Raw genomic sequence first — 21,668 nt, 5'->3', positions numbered from 1 at the left:
GTACAAACTCTCAGACACTTTTACCCCACTAACTCACAATTAGCTTCTTTCTAATGTGCTGGGTACTGGCAATCCCAACTATTGACAAGAAGCTCTTGGAACCCAAGGGCTGTGAGAGGTAATACCAGGCACTTGTGCCACTAATTCTACGTTTCCATTACCATCAACTACCCAACTTGACGCTTCCACAATTTGAGCTTTTGTCGCCGCAAGGTTGGGAGTCATTGAAACTACTGTGGGTTCGCTAATTGTGGTTTGAACTGAGTTTTCTGAGTGCAATTGCTCCAGACGTGCGTTCTCAGGCGATCGCAATCTCACCCACTGTGCAATGGTACTTGAATCTTGTAGTGGTTCAGTGGGATTGAGTGGTAGTCCACCTCGCCCTGTTGCAGTAAAAGTATTCTGAAATTGTCGCGTACCTGGAGTGCAGGCGGTGTAAATTTGGTTTGAAGCATCAACTAGATTAATTGGGAGTTCGACTAATCCACTAGTGAGATCGACATCAGGTGGGGTGATTTCTACATTGCCACTTAACTCTCGCGTTGCGCCTGTAGCTGTGATGTCACTTGTTTTTGAGGAAGCTATATCCCGGAACCCAGCGCCAAAGATGCCTTTGGTATTAATTCTGATATTACCACCACGTGAGTCAGTTGAGTTGGCAGTGATATCGCTATTTTCAAAAGCAGCAAGGAATTTAGTGTTAATGTTGATATCGCCACCAAATACATTTTCTCCCCTAGCGTTGGTGGTGATGTTACTGCCACGACGCAGTAACACTAAATCTCTTGCACTAATGGTAATAGTTGCTTGTTCTACATTTAGGTTATTGTCCCGACTGCGAGTATCAGCACTGAGAGTACTATTGTCCAGAAGGATAGTGCGAGTATTGACATTCAAGTTACCCGCCGCCCCATTTCCCACACTACTAGCAATAATTCGAGCACCATCTTTCAGGAAGAATTTTTCTGTGCTGATGTTGATGTCCCCACCTTTGCCTACACCTTGAGATTCCACAGTGCTGAATACTCTAGCATCACCTGCAAAAGCCACAAAATCTTTTGCTTGCAAAAACATACTACCCGCATTTCCTACTCCAAAAGTACTGACGGATAGTTCAGCACCATTAATTAAAGACAGCGAACTACCAAAGATCGTGATGTTCCCACCATTGCCTTTTGCCGTCGTCTCTACGGCGCTGAAAATCGCACTGGGAAATCCGTCCTTGACTCTAGAAATCGTCACTGCACCTTGAACATCAACATTGACATTGCCCGCATTTCCCTTTCCTAAGGTACTGGCAATCAGTTGAGCACCATCCGTGAGGGAGAAAGAATTACCAGAGATCGTGATGTTCCCACCATTACCTATTGCCCCTATTCCCACAGCGTTGAAAATTCCACTGGACAATCCGTACTTGACACCAGAAATAGTCACCGCACCTTGAACATCAACATTAATATCACCTGCTTTCCCTTCTCCAAGAGTGCTGGCTTGCAGTGGAGCGCCATCAGTTAAGGAGAAAGAATTACCAGAGATCGTGATGTTTCCACCATTACCTTTTGCCTTTGTTCCCACAGCACTGAAAATTCCACTGGACAATCCGTCCTTGAATCCAGAAATCGTCACTGCATCTTCAACATCAACATTGAAATTGCCCGCATTACCCTCTCCAAAAGTGTTGGTAGACAATTGAGCACCATCAGTTAAAGATAACGAACTACCAGAGAGAGTAATATTGCCGCCATTACCTTTTGCTCCCGTTTCTACAGTGCTGGCAATTGTACTGACAAATCCATCCTTTATCCCAGAAATCGCGACTACACCTGTAACACCAAGATTAACCTTGCCTGCATCCCCATTCCCAAAAGTGCTGAGGTATACGCCAGCACCATCAGTTATGGATAACGAACTACCAGAGAGAGTAATATTGCCGCCATTGCCTTTTGCCTCCGTTCCTACGGTGCTGAAAATACCACTAGCAAATCCGTTCTTCACCCCAGAAATCATGACTGCATCCGTAACATCAACATTGACATTGCTTGCATCCCCTACTCCAAGAGTGCTAGCAAATAACCCGGCACCATCAGTTATAGATAACGAACTACCAGAGAGAGTAATATTGCCGCCATTGCCTTTTGCTCTCGTCCCCACAGCGCTGAGAATTCCACTAGGAATTCCATCCTTGACTCCAGAAATTGTCACTGCGCTTGTAACATCAATATTGACATTACCTGCATTCCCTTCTCCATTAATGCTAGCTGATAATAGAGCACCATCAGTTAGGGAGAATGAACTACCAGAGATATTAATGTTTCTGCCATTGCCTTTTGCTCCTGTTTCCACATTGCTGCGAATTCCACTGGCAAATCCGTCCTTTCTCCCAGATATTTTGACTGCACCGGTGACATCAACATTGACATTACCTGTATCCCCTTGCCCAAAGGTGCTAGCAATCATTTGAGCGCCATCAGTTAATGACAACGAACCACCAGCAATACTAATGTTGCCGCCATTGCCTTTTGCCTCCGTTCCCACAGTGCTGCGAATTCCACTGGCAAATCCGTCCTTCACGCCAGAAATCGTCACCGCACTGGTGACATCAACATTGACATTACCTGCATTTCCCTCTCCAAAAGTGCTAGTAGACAGTTGAGTGCTATCCGTTAAGGACAACGATCGCGAGAAAATTTTAATATTCCCTCCATTGCCTATTGATTGCGATCGCACAGTATTGAAGATGTCGCTCCCAACAAATTTTATGTCCTCAGTAGCATTTAGGATGATGTCTCCAGCTACAGTGCCAACTGAACCATTACCTTCCTCAATCCCAGCTGAAAGAACGCTTCCTCCCAAAACATCTAAATTCCGAGCGTTGACTGCGATACTACCACCACCAGCAGCTTCTACAAATACACCAGTGCCATTGGTAAGGGACACATCTGCCCTTTGCACTTGTTGGGGAAAACTCAAACTCAGATTATTTCCTACAACATCTAACCCTACAGTTCCTGATGCTGCTAACCCACCCAACTCGACTCGACCCCCCGGAGTTTGTAAAGTTGTGTCATCCAGCGATATCTTACCCCCTACTAACGCTAAATCGCTAAAGTTGTCAGTTCGTCCTGCCGAGAAAAATGAGGACTGCATCGTAATATTCCCCGACGTTCCTGTTAGTCCCAAGCCAATCGGAGCAGTAATTGTTAATAGCTCAGTTGGATTTGTTGTTGTCAATTGTGTCCCATCTTTAAAATCCATTCGGTTCGCCGTTGTTGCTAAAAAAGCACCGCCAACATCCAACACCGCACCAGGACCAAAGATAATACCATTTGGGTTGAGTAAGAAGAAGTTAGCAGGAGAACTCGTCTGTATAGTGCCATTAATATTAGAAATAAAGGGAACTCCTACCCCTGTGACGCGCACAATTACATTGTTAATTGCTGAGTTTGTCTGGAAATCTGCAACGTCATTAGGATTTGGAAGCGAAAATTGACGAAAGCTGTGGAACAAATTGCTTCCCCGTTGGGAGCCATTGGTAATGGAACAAACACCGCTTTCACATGAAGTTGTTAACTCGCCATTTACCCGTGTACCTAAGGTGTTGTCTGGGATAATTTGAGCTTGGACACAGTTAAAAGAGGAAACGATCGCGATCGCCCAAGGAACAATGGCGGAACCAAACGCACTACTGAAAAACCAGCCCCAACAAGATTTGACCCCAAACATTGCAACCTCCCAGTCGTAACCGTTGGTAAATGGTGCTGATTCTCGTCGCTGAAGTATATTAGCACAAACTATACCAGTGTTGGAACAACTAGAGATAAAGTGTAGTCAGTTAATCTCACAGAGATGTTTTTGATAGCAACGATATAATAGTTGCAGCCCAAATTGATTAAACATCTTTATGTCACTCACCGAACTTATGCCCCTTCTGAAGGAATTATCTTACTCTGATAAGCTTCTGCTACTACATTTCCTGGTAACTGAATTATTGAAGGAATCAGGTTTAGCTGTATTAGACACTCAGGGCACAGTAGCTAGTCAAGGCTTACACGATTCTTTTGAAGCTGCTGCTGTTTTAGCAAAGGCATTGGTAGAGGAAAAAGCAACGACACATGGTTGATAAAGCTAGATTTGCATTCACCGAGATGAATCCACAACTTGGTGCATTAAGCACGCTACCCTATCTACCGATAGTCCTAACTTATCAAAACCAATCTCTCAGTGTATCAGGCTTACTAGATACAGGTTCTAGCGTCAATGTATTACCATACGAAATAGGTTTAAGGCTAGGAGCTGTTTGGGAACGTCAAAGACTCTCTGTTCCATTAGGGGGTAATCTGGCTAGGTTTGAAGCACGAGCATTAGTGTTGATAGCAAATGTTGAGCAGTTTCCTCCGGTAGAACTAGCTTTTGCTTGGACAAGAGACAGGAATGCTCCATTGATTTTAGGACATATGAATTTTTTTCTAGCCTTTGATGTTTGCTTTTACCGTGCTGAGTCGGTATTCGAGATTAGCCCTAAAAGAGTTTTTCAATAGAATTTATTAATAGCGATTGAAATCGCGGCTATACAAGCTAGGTTCACCTGGTATTGTAGGGGCGCAAGGCATTGCTCTCCTACCGATGTACTTCATTTACCTGAAAAATACATACTATAAACAGCGCTGATTCTTGCTGCTGGGATATACTAGCACAAACTAAGTAGCCAAGCACAAATAAACCGAACTACATTACAAAATGTAAACAGACCTGAAATCCTTACCAATGACGAATGACAAATGACTAATGACGATCCTCACGCTTTTAACTTTAATTGTGCTGGCTTACTTATACCAGTGTTGGAACAACTAGAGACGAATTAAAAACACTGGAGTGCTGCTTGAAAATGAATAAACTAATATCACTGCTACCAATTAAGAATTAACAGGGTTAGCAAACAGGTTTAACCTTCAGTTCAAATACCATCTGACATTCCTAAGAAAAACAATTGGATTTTAGGAGTAAATATGAAAACTGCCATAAGTTTACTTGTCAGTTTAACGGTGTCCATTGCATTTCCAAGTAGCACATTTGCACAAGTTCCGGGTCGTTTCTCGAAAGAACAGATGATGCCCATATGCAATACTATATACAATTTGCACGATCGCAATCCAAGAGACTTACAGTTAACTAGCGCCAGAAGGGAATGCAATTTTAGATTTTACCTTGTGAGGCTTTGTATGACAACTAGAGCCTCTGTGACTTGCTGGGAAGAGATGTCTAAATCCTCTGCTGCATTAGATGGTACGGCGGATGGCGATATCATTCTTGTTCAAGCATTAAGAAAATACGGATTCAATATTTAAAGAGCGAGCGCTATGACTTTAAGTGAAGATATTCAATTAACACAAGAGATAGAAATGTCACGACAAGAAGAGATTAAAAACGGATTACCTGATGCTAGCGACGAACAGGTAGAGCGCTTTCTAAAACAAGTTGAACGGTTAGAAGAGCTAGAAAACTACTTTGAGAAATATCCAGAGGACAAACCGGGCTATCAGGATATTTTGGCTCGTGCAAAGAAGGCTCTCGATTATCAACGTTCTTACCGCATTGCTCTCATTGGTGTCACTGGTGCTGGTAAAAGTACGTTGACTAATGCCTTACTGGGAGATGATATAGTTCTGGCTAGAATTGCTGGTAAACCAGCTACTGGTACAGTGTTGGAAATTTTCTTCGATCTGCTAGAAACAGAACCTCGAAAAGCGATAGTAAATTATCGAGACGAAAAAAACATTCGTACACTCATCTATGAATCTCTTCAACGCTACCAGCATTACAAAATTGATATATCATGGCTGAATGGCAAACTAGATATAGGCTTTGCAAGTAAACTTGCAACTGTGGAGCCAGAATAGAAAATTGCAGAAGTCGAAATTCGCAAAAACTTTGAAAACTTGCGGAAAACACTCAGCGATCTTGTTTCACAATATCTCAATAACAATATGAGTAGTTTGCAACGTGAATTTTTCATGGACAACGTTAGAGATGCAGAAAGCCTCAAATAGCTTGTTGATGAAAATAGCGATCGCAATGTCGAAAAATCTTCTCGCTGCATTGGTTTAATCGAGAGCGTCAGTTATCACCTACATTCGGTACAAAGTCATGCAGAAACAAAGACATTGCAACTTCCAAAAAATGTTTGCTTGGTCGATCTTCCTGGATTAGATGGTAGTACTCTGCACAATATTATTATTCGTAATGGTATTAAAGAGGCTGATGCAGTTATACAAGAATGGGCTAATCTATAGTATCTACGAGTATTGGCGTCAAAGTGGAAGTGCTAAAGGACTAATTTGGATGTCTGATGATTTTGATACACCTCTAGAAGAACTTCGTGAGTATATTGTCTCATACTGATTCAAGACTGCGTAGGTTTTGCATAAAAATACGAAATTACGTAGGTTGGGTTGAGGAACGAAACCCAACATTTATCAGCATTTGTTGGGTTGAGCGAAGCGCTCAACCCTATTTCCCTTAACCGCTTATCTTCTCTCCTATATTATTGTGATATAATAATGTATGAATTTCTCCAATATTGAATTGATATGCATCAAGTCGATATATCTCAAGCTACAAGTTCTCCAGAAAGTTTGTTTCAAACAGCGCTTTCAGGTGACGAAATTGTAATTACTCAGAACAACGAGCCAATTTTAAAAATAATTCGTTTAAATCACCCAAAAAAACGGCGTCAAAGTGGAAGTGCCAAAGGACTAATTTGGATGTCTGATGATTTTGATGCACCTCTAGAAGAACTTCGTGAGTACATGGAATGAGATTCCTTATTGATACTCACACATTTTTGTGGTTTATTCATGATAGCCCACAGTTGAGTTCCAACGCAAAGAATTTGTTGGAATCAGATAACGATCTATGGATAAGTATGGTTAGTTTATGGGAGATAGCGATTAAAGTTAATATTGGTAAACTTACACTCCCAAATAACTATGAGGACTTTATCCCCGAACAACTTGTACTAAATGATATTGAAATTTTGCCGATTAGAATGGCACATTTATCAATTTACACTACATTGCCATTACATCATCGTGACCCTTATGATAGATTACTTGTCGCACAAGTCATGACAGAAAAAGTTTCAATTATTAGCAGTGATGTTACATTTAATAACTACTCTATAAATAGAATATGGTAATCGTTTTTGTAGAGAATCAATAAACTTCTTGACTTGCGTGCAACGTATTTATGAGTGTTTGGTCTGTTTTTATCAGAAAAGGCGATTGAGTAATTCTTCTCGTTCTAAATTAAAGTGATTAGCGATCTCTCGAAGAATGGCACTAAGTGTTCCTATTTTAATCGGATCGTGAGCAGGAATTGTCAGGTTGTGTTCTCCATTTTCCTGAGTTGTCAGGCGAATGTGGCTACTAGTCTGGCGAGTCGTTTCATAGCCCAACTTGGTAAGTGCTTTAATAAGGTCTTCAGCAGACAAATCTCTGGGCAATTTCACAAGGCAAACACCTCGTCTCGGACAATATGTAGGCGGATGAGTTTGGGACGACTCTGCTCATCAAGATAATGACACTGAACTGCATCTCGTATCATTTTCCGCAAAGTTGTCAAGTCATCTGCTTGTGTGAAAATGGACTCACCAAGCGCTCTTGCATTGTATCCACCGTCTAGGTCATCTTCAACCAAAAAAACAATTTCGCTCATATGCTATTAGTAAAATGCCTTACTATCTAAGTTAACAAATACAAATTGCCTTCGTGATGTCATTTATGATTATATACAATTAAGCTAGAGAGTTAAAAGGTTAATATCTGTAGACATGAGTACTCTAAAGTTTTTATTCTTGAGTCAAAATCGCTGAGCCATTCCAAATATAGCTTTACAAGTTGAATTTACAGCAGCAGCATCTGATAAAGACTTCTTTTGATGGGATTTAATTTTTACGAAGTTCCCCGTTCCTTGTTCCCTTGTTATAATAAACCAAAACTCTGCTGGAGTGGCTGCCGTTATCGTGTAGCGTTTTGTGGGTATACATAACCATGAATGTACAACTTGTTAACTTCCTCGTAGAAGTGGTACTAAACCTCTCTGTTGACGAGCAAAAACTATTTCAAGAAAAGCTTAGTAACAAGCATTTAATGTTACAAACTAATAAACCTCAAACATCAGAAGAGAGATTATTACTTTGGCAAAAGTGGATGGATATAGCACCAAAAAGCTATGCCAACCTTTCTGATGAAGCTCTGCGTCGAGAAAATATCTACGATGATTAAGTATGACCCATTATCTATTAGATACCAATATCCTGTTGCGTTCCAGGGATATAGCTGCTCCCGATTACAATCTTGTTGATCGTACAATCAGGTATCTAATATCTAACAATCATCAATGTTTTATTACATCTCAAGTTTTAATTGAATTTTGGGTTGTAGCCACTCGTCCTACTGATGTAAATGGATTGGGATGGACACCAGAAGAAACCGAACGAGCAGTGCAAATGCTCATAAAACAGTTTGAGTGGCTAGAAGAAACACCGAGTATATTTCACATTTGGTTGAGCCTCGCTACAATTTATAGGATTTCAGGGAAACGTATCCATGATTTACGCCTACAAGCAGTAGTGCTTGCCCATAATATCAGTCATATTCTGACTTTAAACCCAAAAGATTTTGTTCCAGTTGAAGGAATTACTATTATTCATCCCAACAGTATAAACAGCTAAAAACCTGGGAAATACTAGAGCTTTGTTTGTAATGTCATGTTACTGTCAAAGATAACATTGGAATTGTTTGGGAGAGTGGTATCTGGGATGATTTGCTTTCAGCCAGAATACCCCAAAGTGACATTGTTTTAGGTTTTCATCATCCCAGTAAAGGAAGTTTGACAGAATTTGCTACTGCTTAAGTCAGAGAATAAGCTGTTTGTTATACTCTCTTAATATAAGATGCTAGATTCTTGACTATACATTAACATCCATCGATTCAACCTCCATACACTGGCAGTCATGAGTATCTTGATGAAGTATCTAATCCGCAAAGTAGGCACTACGTGTCTTGGGTTTACGATCGCAGCTTGTTCTTTCGCTTCAGCGAATAAGAATCCACCAGTTCCTTCTGCTGAAGCGCCTCTTGTTCGAGCTGCTACTGCAAGTGGAGAAGCTCAAGGATTTCGGCAAACACCAATCGTCAAAGGCTTAGAGCGTCCGTGGAGTATGGCATGGCTTCCAGATGGAACAATGCTGATCTCGGAAAAAGCAGGGCGGCTGCGAGTTGTGCGAAATGGAGTCCTCGAACCAACCCCGATTGCAGGTGTACCGGAAGTGTTGACAACAGGGCAAGCTGGATTGATGGATGTCTCGATTCATCCTCAGTTTGCCAAAAATCGCTTTGTTTACCTCACCTATTCCCACGGTACCCAGAATGCTAATCGAACTCGCGTTGCCAGAGCAACATTTGATGGAAAAGCGTTACGCAATTTACGGGTGATTTTTGAAGTCTCCCAAGTAAAATCGGGTGGACAACATTTTGGCTCTCGCATTATTTGGTTACCAGATAATACAATGCTAGTCGCTATCGGGGATGGAGGAAATCCACCTATTCAGCTAGAGGGTAACCTAATTCGGAGACAGGCGCAAAATTTACGCAGCCATTTGGGTAAAATTATACGGTTAAATGATGATGGTTCGATACCTCGCGATAATCCATTAGCGACTAACAAAAATGCAAATTCGGCAATCTGGACTTACGGGCATCGCAATATTCAAGGACTAGCGTTCGATCCAGGTGCGCGGCGGATTTGGTCAACGGAACATGGGTCGCGTGGTGGTGATGAGCTAAACTTAATTCAAGCTGGGAAAAACTACGGATGGCCCCTTGTAACCCATAGCAAAGAGTATACAGGTGGCGAAATTTCAAAGACTCGATCGCAACCTGGTAAGATCGATCCAAAAGTCGTTTGGACTCCGGCAATAGCTCCTTCTGGATTAGCATTTTATAATGGCGATCGCTTTCCGGCGTGGAAGGGAGATTTGTTCGCTGGAGGTTTGGTTTCCCAAGATGTGCGGCGCATCGATCTTGACGAAGCGGGAAACGTTCGAGGTCAACAAGAAATTCAGATCGGACAACGGGTGCGGGATGTGCGGCAAGGACCAGATGGGTTATTGTATATTCTCACAGATGATTCGGATGGTCGGTTGATTCGGTTAGAACCTACTGGAGGTTAGAAGTTCTTCTCAACGGAGATCGATTTTGGAAAAGATTTCAATGCAAGCAATGGGACTGCGAGAGTCGTTGGTTTTCTTCGGAATTCCTATGCTGCTGCTGTATATTGCCACGCATATTGGAGTCTCCGCTCTCAACCAAGCAACTGGAATGCCAACGCTAGTCTCCTGGTTCATTTGTGGAGGTACACTCGTCTTTCTGCCGCTCTTTGTGGCTGCTTTTGTTTTCTATTGGATTGAAGGCAATCCCTGGCAAACTGCTGCGATCGTGGCTCGGTTGCGACTAGGTAAGCCCTCTTGGCATACGCTTGGTTGGACTGGGTTGGGTGTGCTAAGTATAGGAATCTTAACTTATGCCATTGTTGCAATAGGGCAAGCCTTTATTCCTGGCTTTTCAGCCCAGCCCTCATTCATGTCTGTGTCACCGCTAACCGATAATAATCATTGGATATTAGCCATCTGGATACCTATGTTCTTCTTCAACATTTTTGGAGAAGGGCTGTTTTGGCGAGGATATATTTTTCCCCGACAAGAATTGGCATTCGGACAGTACACCTGGTTATTGCACGGCTGTTTCTGGTGGATATTTCACATTCCGTTTGGGTTTACATTGTTGGTAACACTCATCCCGATTATCTTCATCACGTCGTTTGTGGTTCAAAAAACAAAGAATACTTGGTCAGATATTATAATTCACGCCTTGATTAATGGGTCAGGTTTTTTGCTAATTGCATTTGGAATAGTTGAATAAGTTAACGCTGTTTGCTGAAGTCGGGAAATTGGGAAATCGCTTAGGGCTTTCCAAGAAATAAATTATCCATTTTGTGGAACGGGAGTCCCGCCCGTTTTAGGCGGGCAAGATGCCCTCTCCACAAGAACTGTATTGGATTCAAGTAAAAAGCGCTATAATTCAGAGATTGAATCAAAAAAATGTCAAATGTTTATGTGCGTGGTCAGAGCTTTGTTTTTGTCGTTTGGGCATAGCGGTAGACCAAAATGTTCATTACTTCGTTTAATCTTTGAATTTACCTAATAATCTTGCCCATTTCTGACAAAATTATTCTGTTGTAACACTCTTGTTTTTGAAGAAGATTTAGACTATCAAAAACTTTGTTGATGAGGCAAGCGTCTCTTGCCACCTCTCCCTACCACCCTGCTAAAATTATCATTTTGATTGAGAACTTTTTGAGTATTTTAGCTGATTGACAAAATGGACTTTATTGGTGAGTTTGAATCCACTGCACCATATTCACAACTAAGTTGGGTTCGTGGGGAGAGAAAGATTGCAGAGGGATGTCAGACTATCTGTCGCTTACCTTGCCAATTAGGATACTCGTCGTTCCACAACCAATCGTATATCTTTTCCCAAGGACTTTCGCCCTTTGCTCTTCTTCCTCGCCCCGACTTCTTAAACTGACGAGAACCGCCAATGTTTAAATCATTCAACTTTGTGCATATATTCTTCAACTCAGCTTGGAGTTTTTGTTCCCTATATACGATTGGCTCCGGTTTTTCTTCCTTCTGCTTTTTTGGTTTCGAGTTCGGCTAGTCGTCTTTCTGTTCAGTACATGCTGATTGTGCAATTGAATCTGTGTTCTATTTAATCTCTATTGCAAGTACTTCGTTATTCTTACGTGCATTACTCCGAGCAAACCTTTCCAATGTTTCATTTGAAACAGGAAAGTGTGACGTAAATTGTAACTTCTCACATTCAAGCCACAGTCCTACTATGAGGACGCCAAATGCACCGGGGCAGAGAAGTCATAACTATGTTGTTACGATTGTAAATCACTCAAACACTAACGCCGACACAGGGCAGTTCACCCTCAAACGTCAAAGATTACTTGGTACGAAGTATATTCGACAATAGATTGGCTTTGCCGTTAGCACGAATCAAACCATTAATATTGGATACCGTTCCACCCGTTACCCGTGTCAGAATATTTTGAATTTCTGGTGCATTGTTGAAAAAAGCCCCTACTCCTTGTGGAATGGAAAACTCTCTAAAGCTATGGAACAGATTCGCGCCTGTTGTGGTTCCACCTTCGATAATTGTCGTGTTGCCGTTAAATGTAACGTTGGAATTATTTGGGAGAGTGGTATCTGGGATGATTTGAGCAACTGAGCTATTCGGACACCAGATAATGGAACAAGCGATCGCTATTCCCAAACCTTGCCAGTAGCACAAACCCACAGACACTCCAGACATGGCACTCTCCTATTCAATTTAGTTTTGCACTCTCAATTATAGAGTGTAGGTGTCAATAAACTTGATTGATACATAAGCTTTACAAATAACATTGCAGGAACCCGATCGCTTTTTACGAACTGTGGGGTGAATAAATTAATTTTGCTCAACCAATAAAGAAATAGAAGAAAATCGAGTCAAGCTTAACTTCTACTTGCAAACTCAGTGCAGCTTGCTCCACGTTTTTGTTGTCAATGCAAAAGCTCTAACTCATTCATTGAAACCAAAGGAGATAGTGAGATATGGCTACTGTTTCTATCATTGATTACTTTACAGATAAGGGGATTCCCTTTACTATAAAATATCCAGCACCTAACCTTCCAACGCAAGGAAATTCAGTAACTTGGTCTTCTCTCAATGCTAACAGCAGTATTTCTGACATTATTGGTGCTGTTAAACTATTAGATAATAATTCTGTCTATACTAGAGGATTTGTTAGCTCTTCCTCAGACGGTACAAGCTTTACAAGGCAATTTGTTGTTGGTAATTCTCAAGATAGCATCTTGCAAGCAGGTAGCGGTAAGGATGTGCTGATTGGTCGTGGTGGTAATGATACTCTTACTGGCGGAACTGGAGCAGACAGTTTTGTTTTTCTATCTTCAAATGATGGCATTGACACGATTACTGATTTTGATGTTCTTGAGGACAAGATTGTCGTGTCTGCTTCAGGCTTTGTAGGACTTACACCACCGATCTTAGCTCAAGAAATCTTACTAACTTCAGGACAGTTGAGTTTGGGTAGCACTGCTACTACCAGTGATGTACGCTTTACATACAACCCTACTAATGGAATCCTAGCTTATGACGCAGATGGTATCGGTTCACAAGCGCAAGTCGCGATCGCACAACTATCATCCAATTTAAATTTCACCCACCAAAACATACAGGTAGTAGCTTAATAAGAGTTAAAGTTTAAAATTCCGGTCACTCACATGAAACCGGGATTTTAGAGTGTTAATACAAATTCTGGCAAGGTTTTTTACTGTCAGGACTATTGGAAAATAAATTTATTATTGACACACGGGACAAGAAGCTCTTGGAAACCAAGGGCTGTGAGCGGTGACACTAGGAGTTTGTGCCAGGAGTTCGATGTTACCATTAAGCAACAGGGCTTTTATAGTTCATTTGTACGCAAGTGACGAACAAAGCACGCTTAAACTGAGTTTTACTATCATTTCTGGCGGTATCTGCCGCTTTTTGCAGCGTAACCTTTATTTGTAAAAACAGTTTGCCAAGGGAAGATTGTGTATTGGCAAGTATGGCAGTAAATGGTACAATTTTTGTACTGTTTATATCCATAGGAATTAAAACTATGCCACGTCTCGAATTGGGTAATCCCTATGATACTTATGTGCAGGCATTGATTGATACTGGGCTTTACAGCACCTACACAGAAGTGGTGAAGGATGCGCTGCGCCAGCATATGGATTCCAACAGGGAGAGCAAGCGCATCGCGTTATCCCATGCTGCCATTGCTGAAGGAGAAGCGGATATACAAGCGGGACGTATAGAACTTTACAGCCCTGCATTGATTGACCGCCTGACTGAGGAAGTGCTGGCAGATGAGTAAGGAAAATTACATCCTCTATCTGTCCGGGCGTGCCAAGAAAGATTATAAGAAAATTCAGCGTTACACGAAGAATTCTTACGGCAAAGAACAAGTGCTGAAATATTCAGCCATGCTCAAGGAATGTTTGGAGAAAATAAGGGACAATCCAATGCTCGGACATTTCCGGTCTGATATACCGCAAACCCATAAGGCATATAATGCAGGTGAACATGTAATTGTCTACCGCCTTGAAAATCAGACGGTCTATGTAGTAACAATTCTGCATGGCAGTATGGACTTTTTAAGCCAGTTTGAAGAATAGGGTGATAATTGTTCCAGCTATTAAGGAAAACAACTTACTCTAGCAATACCTTCGCCAATTTACGAGGGTTCAACTTCTGTAGAAAGCGGATGAATACGACCCAAGGAAGTAAGCTTGGTAAAAATCTGGGCGAATATTATAGGCTCTGGTTTTACAGGCAGCATTTTTAACATTTCCCGGACATATTGAAAACAATAGGATAGGTTAACCATAAACAATGCTCATGTTAGCAGCATTAGTCACCGCAATTTGAGTGAAGTTCATAAAATCCTCCAATCCCCAAAATTGCTTAGCATCCCGGAAATTAAATTCTATTTCAGAGACTATGGGTATGGCTTCGGTAGTAGGTGGACAAACAACTATCATTCGTACAGAATGGGGACTGACAATATTATCCATTCCCTTGCTCTAACTGCTCTAGTTCTTCTAGTGCTGCTATTACATCTTTTTCCTGGTAAGATTTTGCATCTTTGCCATCTTTACCGGAAAGGACTACAGGATTTGGCAAAAGTGGATGAATCCAACAGGAGTGACTTCCTTTCTCCCGTTTAGGCAACAATGTAAATCCTGCTTTTTGCAACATCTGTTTCAATTCTCTAACTTTTTTGGGCATATTACGGAAGATAACACAGCAACTAGAGCGCAAAATTCCATAGTCATCTTCTCGTCCTCTTATATTGGCAATCTCAACTATGAGCCAAATATAATATTACCGAGATACAGAACAAAAAGCTTTTGGAAACCAAGGGCTACCAGAAGCTTGTGCCACGAGTTCTATGTTGCCATTGCGATCGACTACCCAGCTTGAAGCTTCCACAATTTGAGTTGCTAGTGTAACTTTGGTAGTGCTTGAAACATCTGTTGATTGAGGCGCGGTGTTGGCTGAGTTTTCTCTTTGCGTTCGACTTTGCCATTGTCTGTTAGACGATCGCGAATCATCATCTGTAATCAAGGGACGTTGAGTGGTTTGGGCGTTGAGGGGCGATCGCTTTAACTGGGAAGATGATTATTACACCAAGTTTGGAAATTACGAGATTATGAAAATTCCTGAATACTTGGATAGTTGACTATGCTGCTCACGGTGCCAGAAAATTTATCGGCAATTCCAAAAAAATAAGATCTGCTTAGTTAGTTATGTAGGTGGAATCGAACCAAGTAGTTGTTCTGCCAATTCCAAAAATTCTTCGGCACGTTCAATCTGTTCTTGTGCCTGTTCTTCCGTAAGTCCTGGATTAATGTTATAGTCTGCTTGGCGGCGAATCTGTTCTGCGGCTATGAGGTAGCGATGGAATTCTACTGGTACACGCCCTGTGTTGGCAAACCGCTGACCAAATGCTGAAATTACAGCAGAATGTCGGGAGAAAGCTAGCCCTTCACCTTCTAAAAAAGCTGAGGCAATGTAAAACATGGTGTAGTAACCACGGGCAGCAGCAAATTCTGGTAAATTTGTTTTATTGAGAACTTTTGCTGCTTGTAAACTCCTGACAGCTTTTTGAAGTAGTGCTTGTTGTTCAGGTGTCATATGGCTATTCCTTCTCGACGAACATTGCGAAAGAAACCGCCATTCTCGTGCTGGAATCGCTCGCTTTCTACAAAGGCGCAGGTAACAAGAACGTTATATTTTAAACATAGTTCCGTCAAGAAGTAACTTGTACGCTCTATTTCGGCAGCAAAATCAACAGGTTCCCTTAGCACAATTAATACATCAATGTCTGAGTCTGGGCGAGCATCTCCTCTAGCTTGGGAACCATAGAGGATAATCTGAACTAGCCGCTCATGATACAGTGTTTCAAGGTAAGAGCGTAATTCAGTTAGGATTTTTGATAATTTCTCATGCATCTTGAGCTTAAGCTTTCAGAGTAACAGTTTAATCAGTTATAACCTTGGTATGACCGCAATGTGTGGGACACCCATGTCAGATGAAGAATATGAACATAGACTTCAATCTGTTATCGATGGTAGCTGCTTTGCTAAATATCTAGATAAAGTATTAAAACAAAAGCAAGAACTTCAGGATAAATTGGCAGGAATCGAAAAAACAGAACAAATGCTAAGGGCAAAGATTGCAGAATCTCAAACCAAAAAATAAATGCTTAAATGCTATGTTCTCTCTTCTGCTTGGAAAGATAGAAATCCACACCGTGCTGTGAGCAACTAGCGGTAACAATTTTTCCTCTGGTCAAGCAAGTAGCGGTAACGATGTCTTAATTGGTCGTGCTGGTAATGATACTCTCACCGGAGGAGCGGGAGCAGATAGTTTTGTTTTTCTCTCTTCAAATGATGGAATTGACACGATTACTGATTTTGATGTTCTTGAGGACAAGATTGTTGTGTCTGCTTCAGGCTTTGCAGGACTCATACCACCGACCTTAGGTCAAGACGTCTTACTAACTCCAGAGCAGTTTAGCTTGGGTAGCAGTGCCACTACTAGAAACTCAAGCTTCCTCTATAACCCTGCTGATGGTATTCTAGCTTATGACGCAGATGGTATCGGTTCCCAAGCGCCAGTCTCAATTGCACAACTATCATCCAATTTAGATTTCACTTACCAAAACATACAGGTAGTAGCTTAATCTAACCAACCCACAGGACAAGAAGCTCTTGGAAACCAAGAGTTGTGAGGGGTTACACTAGGAGCCTGTACCACGAGTTCTATATTGCCATTGCGATCAACTACCCAACTTTGAGCTTCCACAATTTGAGTTGCTGCTGTAACTTTGGTAGTGCTTGAAACATCTGTTGATTGAGGTGCGGTGTTGGCTGAGTTTTCTCTTTGCTGTTGTCTTTTAGATGATCGCGAATCACGATCTGCAATCAAGGGACTTTGAGTGGTTTGGGCGTTGAGAGGCGATCGCAATCTCACCCATTGTGCAATAGTATTTGCATCTTGTAATGGTTCAATAGGATTAAGCGGCAATCCACCACGTCCTGTGGAAATAAAAGTATTCTGGAATTGTCGCGTACCAGGAGTGCAGGCAGTGTAAATTTGATTAGAGGCATCAACCAGATTAATTGGGAGTTCGACTAATCCACTGGTAAGATCCACATCCGGTGGACTGATTTCTACATTCCCACTCAAATCTCGCGTTGCGCCTGTAGCTGTAATGTCACTCACAGAAGTGGGTGCATCGCGGAACTGCGTCCCAAAAATGCTTTGAGTCTTGATTCTCACATTTCCACCACGGAAGTCAGTTGAGTTGGCACTGATATCACTGTTTGCGATCGCAATCAAGAAATCGCTGTCAATATTGATATTACCACCAACGACATTTTCGCCACTTGCATTAGTGGTAATGTTACTGTTACGACGAAGAACAATGTTTCGAGAGTTGAGGTTGATGGTTGCTTGTTCTCTATTAGGATCTTTGTTAGGGCTGCGAGTGTTGGCATTAAGTGAGGCGTTGTTGTCTAGGCGGATAGTGTTAGCGTTGATGGTCATAATACCTGCGTTTCCTGTTCCCTGACTATTGACAAATATCCCAGCGCGATCGCGTACAAGTAATTGACGAGTATTAACCTTCAAATCTCCTGCATTTCCGGTTGAGTCTCGTTCAGCAGAAACAAATAAACCACTGGAAAACCCACCACGCGCTGATTGACCAATCAGTTGCACGCTTTCTGAAGCATTTAAAGTTAAATCTCCCGCTTGTCCTGAATTAAACGTAGAAGCTATAACTTGCGCCCCATCTCGCGCAAGTAAACGTTGAGTATTTACAGCCAAATTTCCCGCACTACCAGTTGCACCTTTTTCAGAAGAAGCGAACAAGCCACTGAGAAAATCGCTATTAGCTGACTGACCCATCAGTTGCACGCTTTCTGAAGCATTCACAGTTAAATTTCCACCTCGTCCAGAACTAAACGTACTTGCCAAAACCTGCGCCCCATCCCTTACTATTAAATTTTGGGTATCAACCTTCAAATCTCCTGCATTTCCGGTTGAGCCTCTTTCAGCAGACGCAATTAAACCACCAGGAAAACCATCAGCAGATGTGCCAACCAGTTCAACCTTATTAGAGGCATTGACTGTTAAATTTCCCGCCCTACCTGTACCAAATGTTCCAGTAAATATCCGTGCTCCATCTCGTACAAGTAAGTCTTGGGTATTAACCGTTAAACTTCCTGCATCTCCGGTTAAACCTGCTTGAGCAGAAGTGGCCAAACCACTGATAACACGACCATCAGCAGAAGTGCCAATCAACTGTACCTTGTTTGAGGCGTCTACAGTTAAATTACCCCCTTTGCCTCTACCATTTGTGCTAGCGTCAATTTGTGCCCCATCTCTCACAAGTAAATCTTGAGTAGTAATCTTCAAATTTCCTGCGTCTCCAGTTGAACCTCTTAACGCAGAAGTACTTAAGACGCTGGTAGTTTGACCATCTGCTGACGTACCAATAACTTCCACCTTCTTAGAAGCATTTATAATTAAATTTCCTCCGTTACGTGCGCCGAATGTAACTGCATCCACTTGTCCACCATCACGCACAAGTAAGTTCTGGGTATTAATCGTTAAGTCTCCCGCGTTTCCTGTTAAGCCTTGATTTGTGGATGCGCTCAACCTGCTAGCACTCATGACTTCCACGCTACCGCTCGCATTGACTGTCAAATTTCCTCCCTTACCTGCGCCAGATGTAGCACTTGTAACTAATGCCCCATTTTGGATAATTAAATCTTGGGTGGTAATCATCAAGTTTCCCGCATCGCCAGTTGAATCTTGGTTATTAGTAGAAGTACCCAAACTACTAACAAAGCGACGGTCAGAAGACGTACCAGTGAGTTGGACTTTATTAGAGGTATTGATAGTTAAATTCCCTCCCTTACCTGCACCAGATGTACCCGTATTAATCTGTGCTCCATCTCGCACGAGTAAATTTTGGGTGGTAATCGTTAAATCTCCCGCATCACCAATTGAGCCTGATTCAGCAGAAGAAAGCAAACCACTAAAAAAACGACCGTCAGAAGACGTACCAATGAGTTCCACACTACGGTCAGCATTAACAGTCAAATGACCTCCCTTACCTCTACTAAAGGTAGAAGTCGTGACTCGTGCTCCATCACGAACGCTGAAATGATTTGTGTTAATTCTCATACTTCCTGCATTTCCAAAGCCGAAAGTACCAGTGGAGATATTGCTGAGACCATTAGGTAAGCTAGGCGATCGCCCTACAACCTCTACTGAGTCATTGGCATCTACAGTTAAATTTCCTCCTTTGCCCGTACCAGATGTCAAAGTTGTGATAGCTCCACCATCACGAATACTTAAACGACCTGTAATTATGCTGAGATTTCCGGCATCTCCAGAACCAAAAGTACTAGTAGAAATAGTACTAGGACTATTGTCTGTACTAGGCGATCGCCCTACAACCTCTACTGAGTCTTTGGCGTTTATGGTTAAATTTCCTCCGCGACCAAACTCAGTACTCGTAGTAATATCTCCACCATCGTTAACGCTTAATCGTTGTGTATTAATAGTTAATTTTCCGCTATTTTCAGTACCAAAAGTGCTTGTTGCTAGTCTACTTCCTGTAGTGATTGTCTCTCCAGTTTGTGGATTAATAAATGTTGTTATACCGCTCAAATTAACAGAGTCGGAAGCATTAATTAATAAATTTCCACTACTACCACGTCCTGATGATTGCGTACCAAGGCTTCCCCCGTTAGCAAGCGTTAGCGATCGCGTCTGAAGTTCGATATTCCCCGCATCGCCTTGACCAGTGCTGGTAGATGAAATTGATGCAAGCTCATTTAATGAAATTGAGTCATCAGCGATAATACGAACATTGCCGCCCCTTCCCTCATCAAGATTTGAAGCATTGATGGAAGTATTATTACCATCTAGTGTGAGGTTTCTTGTTTTGATTTCAATATCACCGCTAGGCTGATTATTAAGTTCACCAAAACCGGATGCAGTAGAAGCGCTTAAAATAGTACTTCCACCAGTCATCGAAATAGTTTCTTGAGCTTTTAAATCAATTTTTCCACTTTGTCCTTGTCCAATATTGCCAGAATCAATTATGGAGCGGTTACTTAAATTAATATTTCGAGCAGCGATTGTCAGGTTGCCTGATTTACCTATCCGATTCAAGATTCCATTGGTACTAATCAAACTATTATCAAGGCTGATATTATCCTTAGCATTTAAATTAATATTTCCCCGGCTTCTTGGACTAGGACTACTAATTTGGCTTTGATTTGTGAGACGAATTGACTGGGCGTTAACTGTAATATTTCCGGTATCGCCTAAAGAATTTTCTAAACCTTGATTAGCAATGCTACTACGATCGTCTAGCGTAACATTGCCAGTTGCATTAACTACGACATCTCCCCCAGCTACACCCAGTTGACCTTCCCCTGCTGCAAGAACTGAACCAATAATACTATTTCCAAAAAGGCTCAAGTTCTCAGCATTGACAGAAACTGCACCTCCTCCAGTTGTCGAAGCAAGGGCGTTATTTTGCAGGACTATATCTGCCTTTGGTACACCTTCTCTGAAGGCTAACTGCATTTGATTACCGCTACCAATCAACTCAACAGTTCCTGTTAGAGCAACTGCACCGAATTCCAAACGATTTCCTACTGAAATTGCAATACCACCATCGAACGTAATATTTCCCCCTATTAAGTAAAAACTTCCTGGCGTTGCAATTTGACGACTCCGGTTAATTATTTCACTGCGATTCATTTGATTAAAAAACAATGCACTTGGATTCACTGTTAACAAAGCTGGTGCTTGAGGATTCGTAGCACTAAACAATCCTTGCTCTCCAAATTGCACTCCATTTGCAGTCGTCCCTACAAAAGCACCTGGTACATCTAATCTGGCATTTCCCCCAAATATAATGCCGTTGGGATTGATTAGAAATAAATTGGGTTGGGAGTTGCCAACAGTACCCAGCGTACCCAAAATCTCCGAGCGGTTACCACCTGTGACTCGTGCTAGAATATTTTGGATATCTGCGCTAGGACTGAAAAAATAAGCTTCTCTTCCTTCATTGACGTTAAATTCTTGAAAACTATGAAATAAGTTAATTCCGCGAGTTGCACCACCAGTAATGACTTCTCTTGGTTGTCCCTGAAAATTTTGTATAATTTGCGATGATTCAGTTCCAAGGGTATCATCGGCTTGGATATTACTGGGAGTACTCTGAGCCAAGGCTTTGTTTGCAAAGATACTTATCCCTATCGATGTCAAAAGTCCTACAAATCGTAATTGCCAACAACCCAGCCAGCGTTTTGTTTTCATTTGAATTTTTGTAGAGAAAGTTATCCTTTATCCTTGCACTATTGGTTTGGCAGGTATCCTTGCACTATTGGTTTGGTAGGC

General features: G+C 41.8%; 29 protein-coding genes and 2 pseudogenes. 19 read left to right on the top strand and 12 right to left on the bottom strand.

What is annotated here, in order from left to right; genetic code table 11:
* Window positions 1–78: 78 nt before the first annotated feature.
* Entirely contained in the window at window positions 79–3,723 is a 3,645-nt protein-coding gene (locus F7734_RS01270) for a filamentous hemagglutinin N-terminal domain-containing protein (protein ID WP_155743010.1), read from the bottom strand.
* Between the two features lie 178 nt (window positions 3,724–3,901).
* Between F7734_RS01270 and F7734_RS01265 the strand changes: the two genes are divergently transcribed.
* The 8 genes from F7734_RS01265 to F7734_RS01235 all read left to right on the top strand — a co-directional run bounded on the left by F7734_RS01265 (window position 3,902) and on the right by F7734_RS01235 (window position 7,195).
* Window positions 3,902–4,120, top strand: a complete 219-nt coding sequence (locus tag F7734_RS01265; protein ID WP_155743009.1) for a hypothetical protein — start codon at window positions 3,902–3,904, stop codon at window positions 4,118–4,120.
* Window positions 4,113–4,538: a hypothetical protein gene (locus F7734_RS01260; protein ID WP_155743008.1), complete on the top strand. Its 426-nt coding sequence runs from the start codon at window positions 4,113–4,115 to the stop codon at window positions 4,536–4,538. Before F7734_RS01265 ends, F7734_RS01260 begins: the two co-directional genes overlap by 8 nt.
* Window positions 4,539–5,006: 468 nt before the next feature.
* The gene (locus F7734_RS01255) at window positions 5,007–5,345 is read left to right on the top strand and encodes a hypothetical protein (RefSeq protein WP_155743007.1); all 339 of its coding nucleotides are present in this window, start codon (window positions 5,007–5,009) and stop codon (window positions 5,343–5,345) included.
* Window positions 5,346–5,357: 12 nt separating this feature from the next.
* The gene (locus F7734_RS01250; protein WP_155743006.1) at window positions 5,358–5,897 is read left to right on the top strand and encodes a GTPase; all 540 of its coding nucleotides are present in this window, start codon (window positions 5,358–5,360) and stop codon (window positions 5,895–5,897) included.
* Window positions 5,898–6,161: 264 nt separating this feature from the next.
* Window positions 6,162–6,290, top strand: coding sequence for a hypothetical protein (locus tag F7734_RS65005; RefSeq protein WP_279239644.1), 129 nt, complete (start codon window positions 6,162–6,164; stop codon window positions 6,288–6,290).
* Window positions 6,241–6,399: a DUF2281 domain-containing protein gene (locus F7734_RS65000; RefSeq protein WP_347566106.1), complete on the top strand. Its 159-nt coding sequence runs from the start codon at window positions 6,241–6,243 to the stop codon at window positions 6,397–6,399. Before F7734_RS65005 ends, F7734_RS65000 begins: the two co-directional genes overlap by 50 nt.
* 188 nt (window positions 6,400–6,587) lie before the next feature.
* Window positions 6,588–6,815 (top strand): DUF2281 domain-containing protein, encoded by a 228-nt coding sequence (locus tag F7734_RS01240; protein WP_155743004.1) that lies wholly within the window; start codon window positions 6,588–6,590, stop codon window positions 6,813–6,815.
* Window positions 6,812–7,195, top strand: a complete 384-nt coding sequence (locus F7734_RS01235; RefSeq protein WP_155743003.1) for a type II toxin-antitoxin system VapC family toxin — start codon at window positions 6,812–6,814, stop codon at window positions 7,193–7,195. The genes F7734_RS01240 and F7734_RS01235 overlap by 4 nt, the downstream gene beginning before the upstream one ends.
* Window positions 7,196–7,267: 72 nt before the next feature.
* Here the strand turns inward: F7734_RS01235 and F7734_RS01230 are convergent, their stop codons facing one another.
* Entirely contained in the window at window positions 7,268–7,507 is a 240-nt protein-coding gene (locus F7734_RS01230) for a type II toxin-antitoxin system HicA family toxin (protein ID WP_166481660.1), read from the bottom strand.
* Entirely contained in the window at window positions 7,504–7,713 is a 210-nt protein-coding gene (locus F7734_RS01225; RefSeq protein WP_155743002.1) for a 2-oxoisovalerate dehydrogenase, read from the bottom strand. The genes F7734_RS01230 and F7734_RS01225 overlap by 4 nt, the downstream gene beginning before the upstream one ends.
* Before the next feature lie 335 nt (window positions 7,714–8,048).
* On the opposite strand from F7734_RS01225, the gene F7734_RS01220 reads away from it, so the two are divergent.
* From F7734_RS01220 to F7734_RS01200, 5 genes are all read left to right on the top strand, one after another.
* A complete protein-coding gene (locus tag F7734_RS01220; protein WP_155743001.1) occupies window positions 8,049–8,282 on the top strand; it encodes a hypothetical protein in 234 nt (77 codons plus the stop codon).
* 2 nt (window positions 8,283–8,284) lie between these two features.
* Complete coding sequence (locus F7734_RS01215) at window positions 8,285–8,731, top strand: PIN domain-containing protein (RefSeq protein WP_155743000.1); 447 nt, start codon at window positions 8,285–8,287, stop codon at window positions 8,729–8,731.
* A 56-nt stretch (window positions 8,732–8,787) separates the two neighbouring features.
* A complete protein-coding gene (locus tag F7734_RS64995) occupies window positions 8,788–8,913 on the top strand; it encodes an element excision factor XisI family protein (RefSeq protein ID WP_347566109.1) in 126 nt (41 codons plus the stop codon).
* A gap of 112 nt (window positions 8,914–9,025) precedes the next feature.
* A complete protein-coding gene (locus tag F7734_RS01205) occupies window positions 9,026–10,231 on the top strand; it encodes a PQQ-dependent sugar dehydrogenase (protein ID WP_243146605.1) in 1,206 nt (401 codons plus the stop codon).
* A 25-nt stretch (window positions 10,232–10,256) separates the two neighbouring features.
* Entirely contained in the window at window positions 10,257–10,979 is a 723-nt protein-coding gene (locus tag F7734_RS01200; RefSeq protein WP_155742998.1) for a CPBP family intramembrane glutamic endopeptidase, read from the top strand.
* A gap of 545 nt (window positions 10,980–11,524) precedes the next feature.
* Here F7734_RS01200 and F7734_RS01195 read toward each other — a convergent pair.
* Both F7734_RS01195 and F7734_RS01190 read right to left on the bottom strand, forming a co-directional pair.
* Complete coding sequence (locus tag F7734_RS01195) at window positions 11,525–11,674, bottom strand: hypothetical protein (RefSeq protein ID WP_155742997.1); 150 nt, start codon at window positions 11,672–11,674, stop codon at window positions 11,525–11,527.
* Between the two features lie 394 nt (window positions 11,675–12,068).
* Window positions 12,069–12,437 carry a filamentous hemagglutinin N-terminal domain-containing protein gene (locus F7734_RS01190; protein WP_155742996.1) on the bottom strand — a complete coding sequence of 123 codons (369 nt, stop codon included), beginning with the start codon at window positions 12,435–12,437 and terminating at the stop codon, window positions 12,069–12,071.
* A gap of 281 nt (window positions 12,438–12,718) precedes the next feature.
* Between F7734_RS01190 and F7734_RS01185 the strand changes: the two genes are divergently transcribed.
* Window positions 12,719–13,375 carry a calcium-binding protein gene (locus tag F7734_RS01185; protein ID WP_155742995.1) on the top strand — a complete coding sequence of 219 codons (657 nt, stop codon included), beginning with the start codon at window positions 12,719–12,721 and terminating at the stop codon, window positions 13,373–13,375.
* Window positions 13,376–13,574: 199 nt separating this feature from the next.
* Here F7734_RS01185 and F7734_RS60490 read toward each other — a convergent pair whose 3' ends face one another.
* Entirely contained in the window at window positions 13,575–13,775 is a 201-nt protein-coding gene (locus F7734_RS60490) for a hypothetical protein (protein ID WP_166481659.1), read from the bottom strand.
* Between the two features lie 13 nt (window positions 13,776–13,788).
* Between F7734_RS60490 and F7734_RS01180 the strand changes: the two genes are divergently transcribed.
* Both F7734_RS01180 and F7734_RS01175 read left to right on the top strand, forming a co-directional pair.
* Window positions 13,789–14,046, top strand: a complete 258-nt coding sequence (locus F7734_RS01180) for a type II toxin-antitoxin system ParD family antitoxin (RefSeq protein WP_166481658.1) — start codon at window positions 13,789–13,791, stop codon at window positions 14,044–14,046.
* Window positions 14,039–14,347 carry a type II toxin-antitoxin system RelE/ParE family toxin gene (locus tag F7734_RS01175; protein WP_155742993.1) on the top strand — a complete coding sequence of 103 codons (309 nt, stop codon included), beginning with the start codon at window positions 14,039–14,041 and terminating at the stop codon, window positions 14,345–14,347. Before F7734_RS01180 ends, F7734_RS01175 begins: the two co-directional genes overlap by 8 nt.
* A 59-nt stretch (window positions 14,348–14,406) precedes the next feature.
* Here the strand turns inward: F7734_RS01175 and F7734_RS01170 are convergent.
* The 3 genes and pseudogenes from F7734_RS01170 to F7734_RS01160 form a co-directional block, all read right to left on the bottom strand.
* A pseudogene (locus F7734_RS01170) lies at window positions 14,407–14,665 on the bottom strand (IS4 family transposase); the annotation flags it as partial.
* Window positions 14,666–14,738: 73 nt separating this feature from the next.
* A complete protein-coding gene (locus tag F7734_RS01165) occupies window positions 14,739–14,960 on the bottom strand; it encodes a type II toxin-antitoxin system HicA family toxin (RefSeq protein ID WP_155742992.1) in 222 nt (73 codons plus the stop codon).
* 96 nt (window positions 14,961–15,056) lie between these two features.
* Window positions 15,057–15,299 (bottom strand): hypothetical protein, encoded by a 243-nt coding sequence (locus tag F7734_RS01160; RefSeq protein ID WP_155742991.1) that lies wholly within the window; start codon window positions 15,297–15,299, stop codon window positions 15,057–15,059.
* A 40-nt stretch (window positions 15,300–15,339) separates the two neighbouring features.
* Here F7734_RS01160 and F7734_RS62965 point away from each other — a divergent pair.
* Window positions 15,340–15,460, top strand: a pseudogene (locus tag F7734_RS62965) (Uma2 family endonuclease); the annotation flags it as partial.
* 19 nt (window positions 15,461–15,479) lie between these two features.
* Here the strand turns inward: F7734_RS62965 and F7734_RS01150 are convergent.
* Together F7734_RS01150 and F7734_RS01145 are read right to left on the bottom strand one after the other, a co-directional pair.
* Window positions 15,480–15,869, bottom strand: a complete 390-nt coding sequence (locus F7734_RS01150) for a HEPN domain-containing protein (RefSeq protein WP_155742990.1) — start codon at window positions 15,867–15,869, stop codon at window positions 15,480–15,482.
* Window positions 15,866–16,186: a nucleotidyltransferase domain-containing protein gene (locus F7734_RS01145; RefSeq protein WP_155742989.1), complete on the bottom strand. Its 321-nt coding sequence runs from the start codon at window positions 16,184–16,186 to the stop codon at window positions 15,866–15,868. The genes F7734_RS01150 and F7734_RS01145 overlap by 4 nt, the downstream gene beginning before the upstream one ends.
* 73 nt (window positions 16,187–16,259) lie before the next feature.
* Here F7734_RS01145 and F7734_RS01140 point away from each other — a divergent pair, with 73 nt between their 5' ends.
* Together F7734_RS01140 and F7734_RS62960 are read left to right on the top strand one after the other, a co-directional pair.
* Window positions 16,260–16,436 (top strand): hypothetical protein, encoded by a 177-nt coding sequence (locus tag F7734_RS01140; protein ID WP_243146604.1) that lies wholly within the window; start codon window positions 16,260–16,262, stop codon window positions 16,434–16,436.
* 241 nt (window positions 16,437–16,677) lie between these two features.
* Complete coding sequence (locus F7734_RS62960) at window positions 16,678–16,920, top strand: hypothetical protein (RefSeq protein ID WP_243146603.1); 243 nt, start codon at window positions 16,678–16,680, stop codon at window positions 16,918–16,920.
* On the opposite strand, the gene F7734_RS01130 is transcribed toward F7734_RS62960, so the two are convergent.
* The gene (locus tag F7734_RS01130; RefSeq protein ID WP_155742988.1) at window positions 16,917–21,587 is read right to left on the bottom strand and encodes a filamentous hemagglutinin N-terminal domain-containing protein; all 4,671 of its coding nucleotides are present in this window, start codon (window positions 21,585–21,587) and stop codon (window positions 16,917–16,919) included. The two genes, F7734_RS62960 and F7734_RS01130, sit on opposite strands and share 4 nt — an antisense overlap.
* Window positions 21,588–21,668 lie beyond the last annotated feature (81 nt).

It is taken from the genome of Scytonema sp. UIC 10036 (assembly GCF_009725235.1).
This window is presented reverse-complemented; position numbering and strand designations above follow the sequence as displayed.

Coding starts and splice junctions, on each gene's coding strand:
- F7734_RS01270 (WP_155743010.1), bottom strand. CDS start 3,723: ATGTTTGGGGTCAAATCTTGTTGGGGCTGGTTTTTCAGTAGTGCGTTT.
- F7734_RS01265 (WP_155743009.1), top strand. CDS start 3,902: ATGTCACTCACCGAACTTATGCCCCTTCTGAAGGAATTATCTTACTCT.
- F7734_RS01260 (WP_155743008.1), top strand. CDS start 4,113: ATGGTTGATAAAGCTAGATTTGCATTCACCGAGATGAATCCACAACTT.
- F7734_RS01255 (WP_155743007.1), top strand. CDS start 5,007: ATGAAAACTGCCATAAGTTTACTTGTCAGTTTAACGGTGTCCATTGCA.
- F7734_RS01250 (WP_155743006.1), top strand. CDS start 5,358: ATGACTTTAAGTGAAGATATTCAATTAACACAAGAGATAGAAATGTCA.
- F7734_RS65000 (WP_347566106.1), top strand. CDS start 6,241: ATGGTATTAAAGAGGCTGATGCAGTTATACAAGAATGGGCTAATCTAT.
- F7734_RS01240 (WP_155743004.1), top strand. CDS start 6,588: ATGCATCAAGTCGATATATCTCAAGCTACAAGTTCTCCAGAAAGTTTG.
- F7734_RS01235 (WP_155743003.1), top strand. CDS start 6,812: ATGAGATTCCTTATTGATACTCACACATTTTTGTGGTTTATTCATGAT.
- F7734_RS01225 (WP_155743002.1), bottom strand. CDS start 7,713: ATGAGCGAAATTGTTTTTTTGGTTGAAGATGACCTAGACGGTGGATAC.
- F7734_RS01220 (WP_155743001.1), top strand. CDS start 8,049: ATGAATGTACAACTTGTTAACTTCCTCGTAGAAGTGGTACTAAACCTC.
- F7734_RS01215 (WP_155743000.1), top strand. CDS start 8,285: ATGACCCATTATCTATTAGATACCAATATCCTGTTGCGTTCCAGGGAT.
- F7734_RS01205 (WP_243146605.1), top strand. CDS start 9,026: ATGAAGTATCTAATCCGCAAAGTAGGCACTACGTGTCTTGGGTTTACG.
- F7734_RS01190 (WP_155742996.1), bottom strand. CDS start 12,437: ATGTCTGGAGTGTCTGTGGGTTTGTGCTACTGGCAAGGTTTGGGAATA.
- F7734_RS01185 (WP_155742995.1), top strand. CDS start 12,719: ATGGCTACTGTTTCTATCATTGATTACTTTACAGATAAGGGGATTCCC.
- F7734_RS60490 (WP_166481659.1), bottom strand. CDS start 13,775: ATGGATATAAACAGTACAAAAATTGTACCATTTACTGCCATACTTGCC.
- F7734_RS01180 (WP_166481658.1), top strand. CDS start 13,789: ATGCCACGTCTCGAATTGGGTAATCCCTATGATACTTATGTGCAGGCA.
- F7734_RS01175 (WP_155742993.1), top strand. CDS start 14,039: ATGAGTAAGGAAAATTACATCCTCTATCTGTCCGGGCGTGCCAAGAAA.
- F7734_RS01165 (WP_155742992.1), bottom strand. CDS start 14,960: ATGCCCAAAAAAGTTAGAGAATTGAAACAGATGTTGCAAAAAGCAGGA.
- F7734_RS01150 (WP_155742990.1), bottom strand. CDS start 15,869: ATGACACCTGAACAACAAGCACTACTTCAAAAAGCTGTCAGGAGTTTA.
- F7734_RS01145 (WP_155742989.1), bottom strand. CDS start 16,186: ATGCATGAGAAATTATCAAAAATCCTAACTGAATTACGCTCTTACCTT.
- F7734_RS01140 (WP_243146604.1), top strand. CDS start 16,260: ATGTCAGATGAAGAATATGAACATAGACTTCAATCTGTTATCGATGGT.
- F7734_RS01130 (WP_155742988.1), bottom strand. CDS start 21,587: ATGAAAACAAAACGCTGGCTGGGTTGTTGGCAATTACGATTTGTAGGA.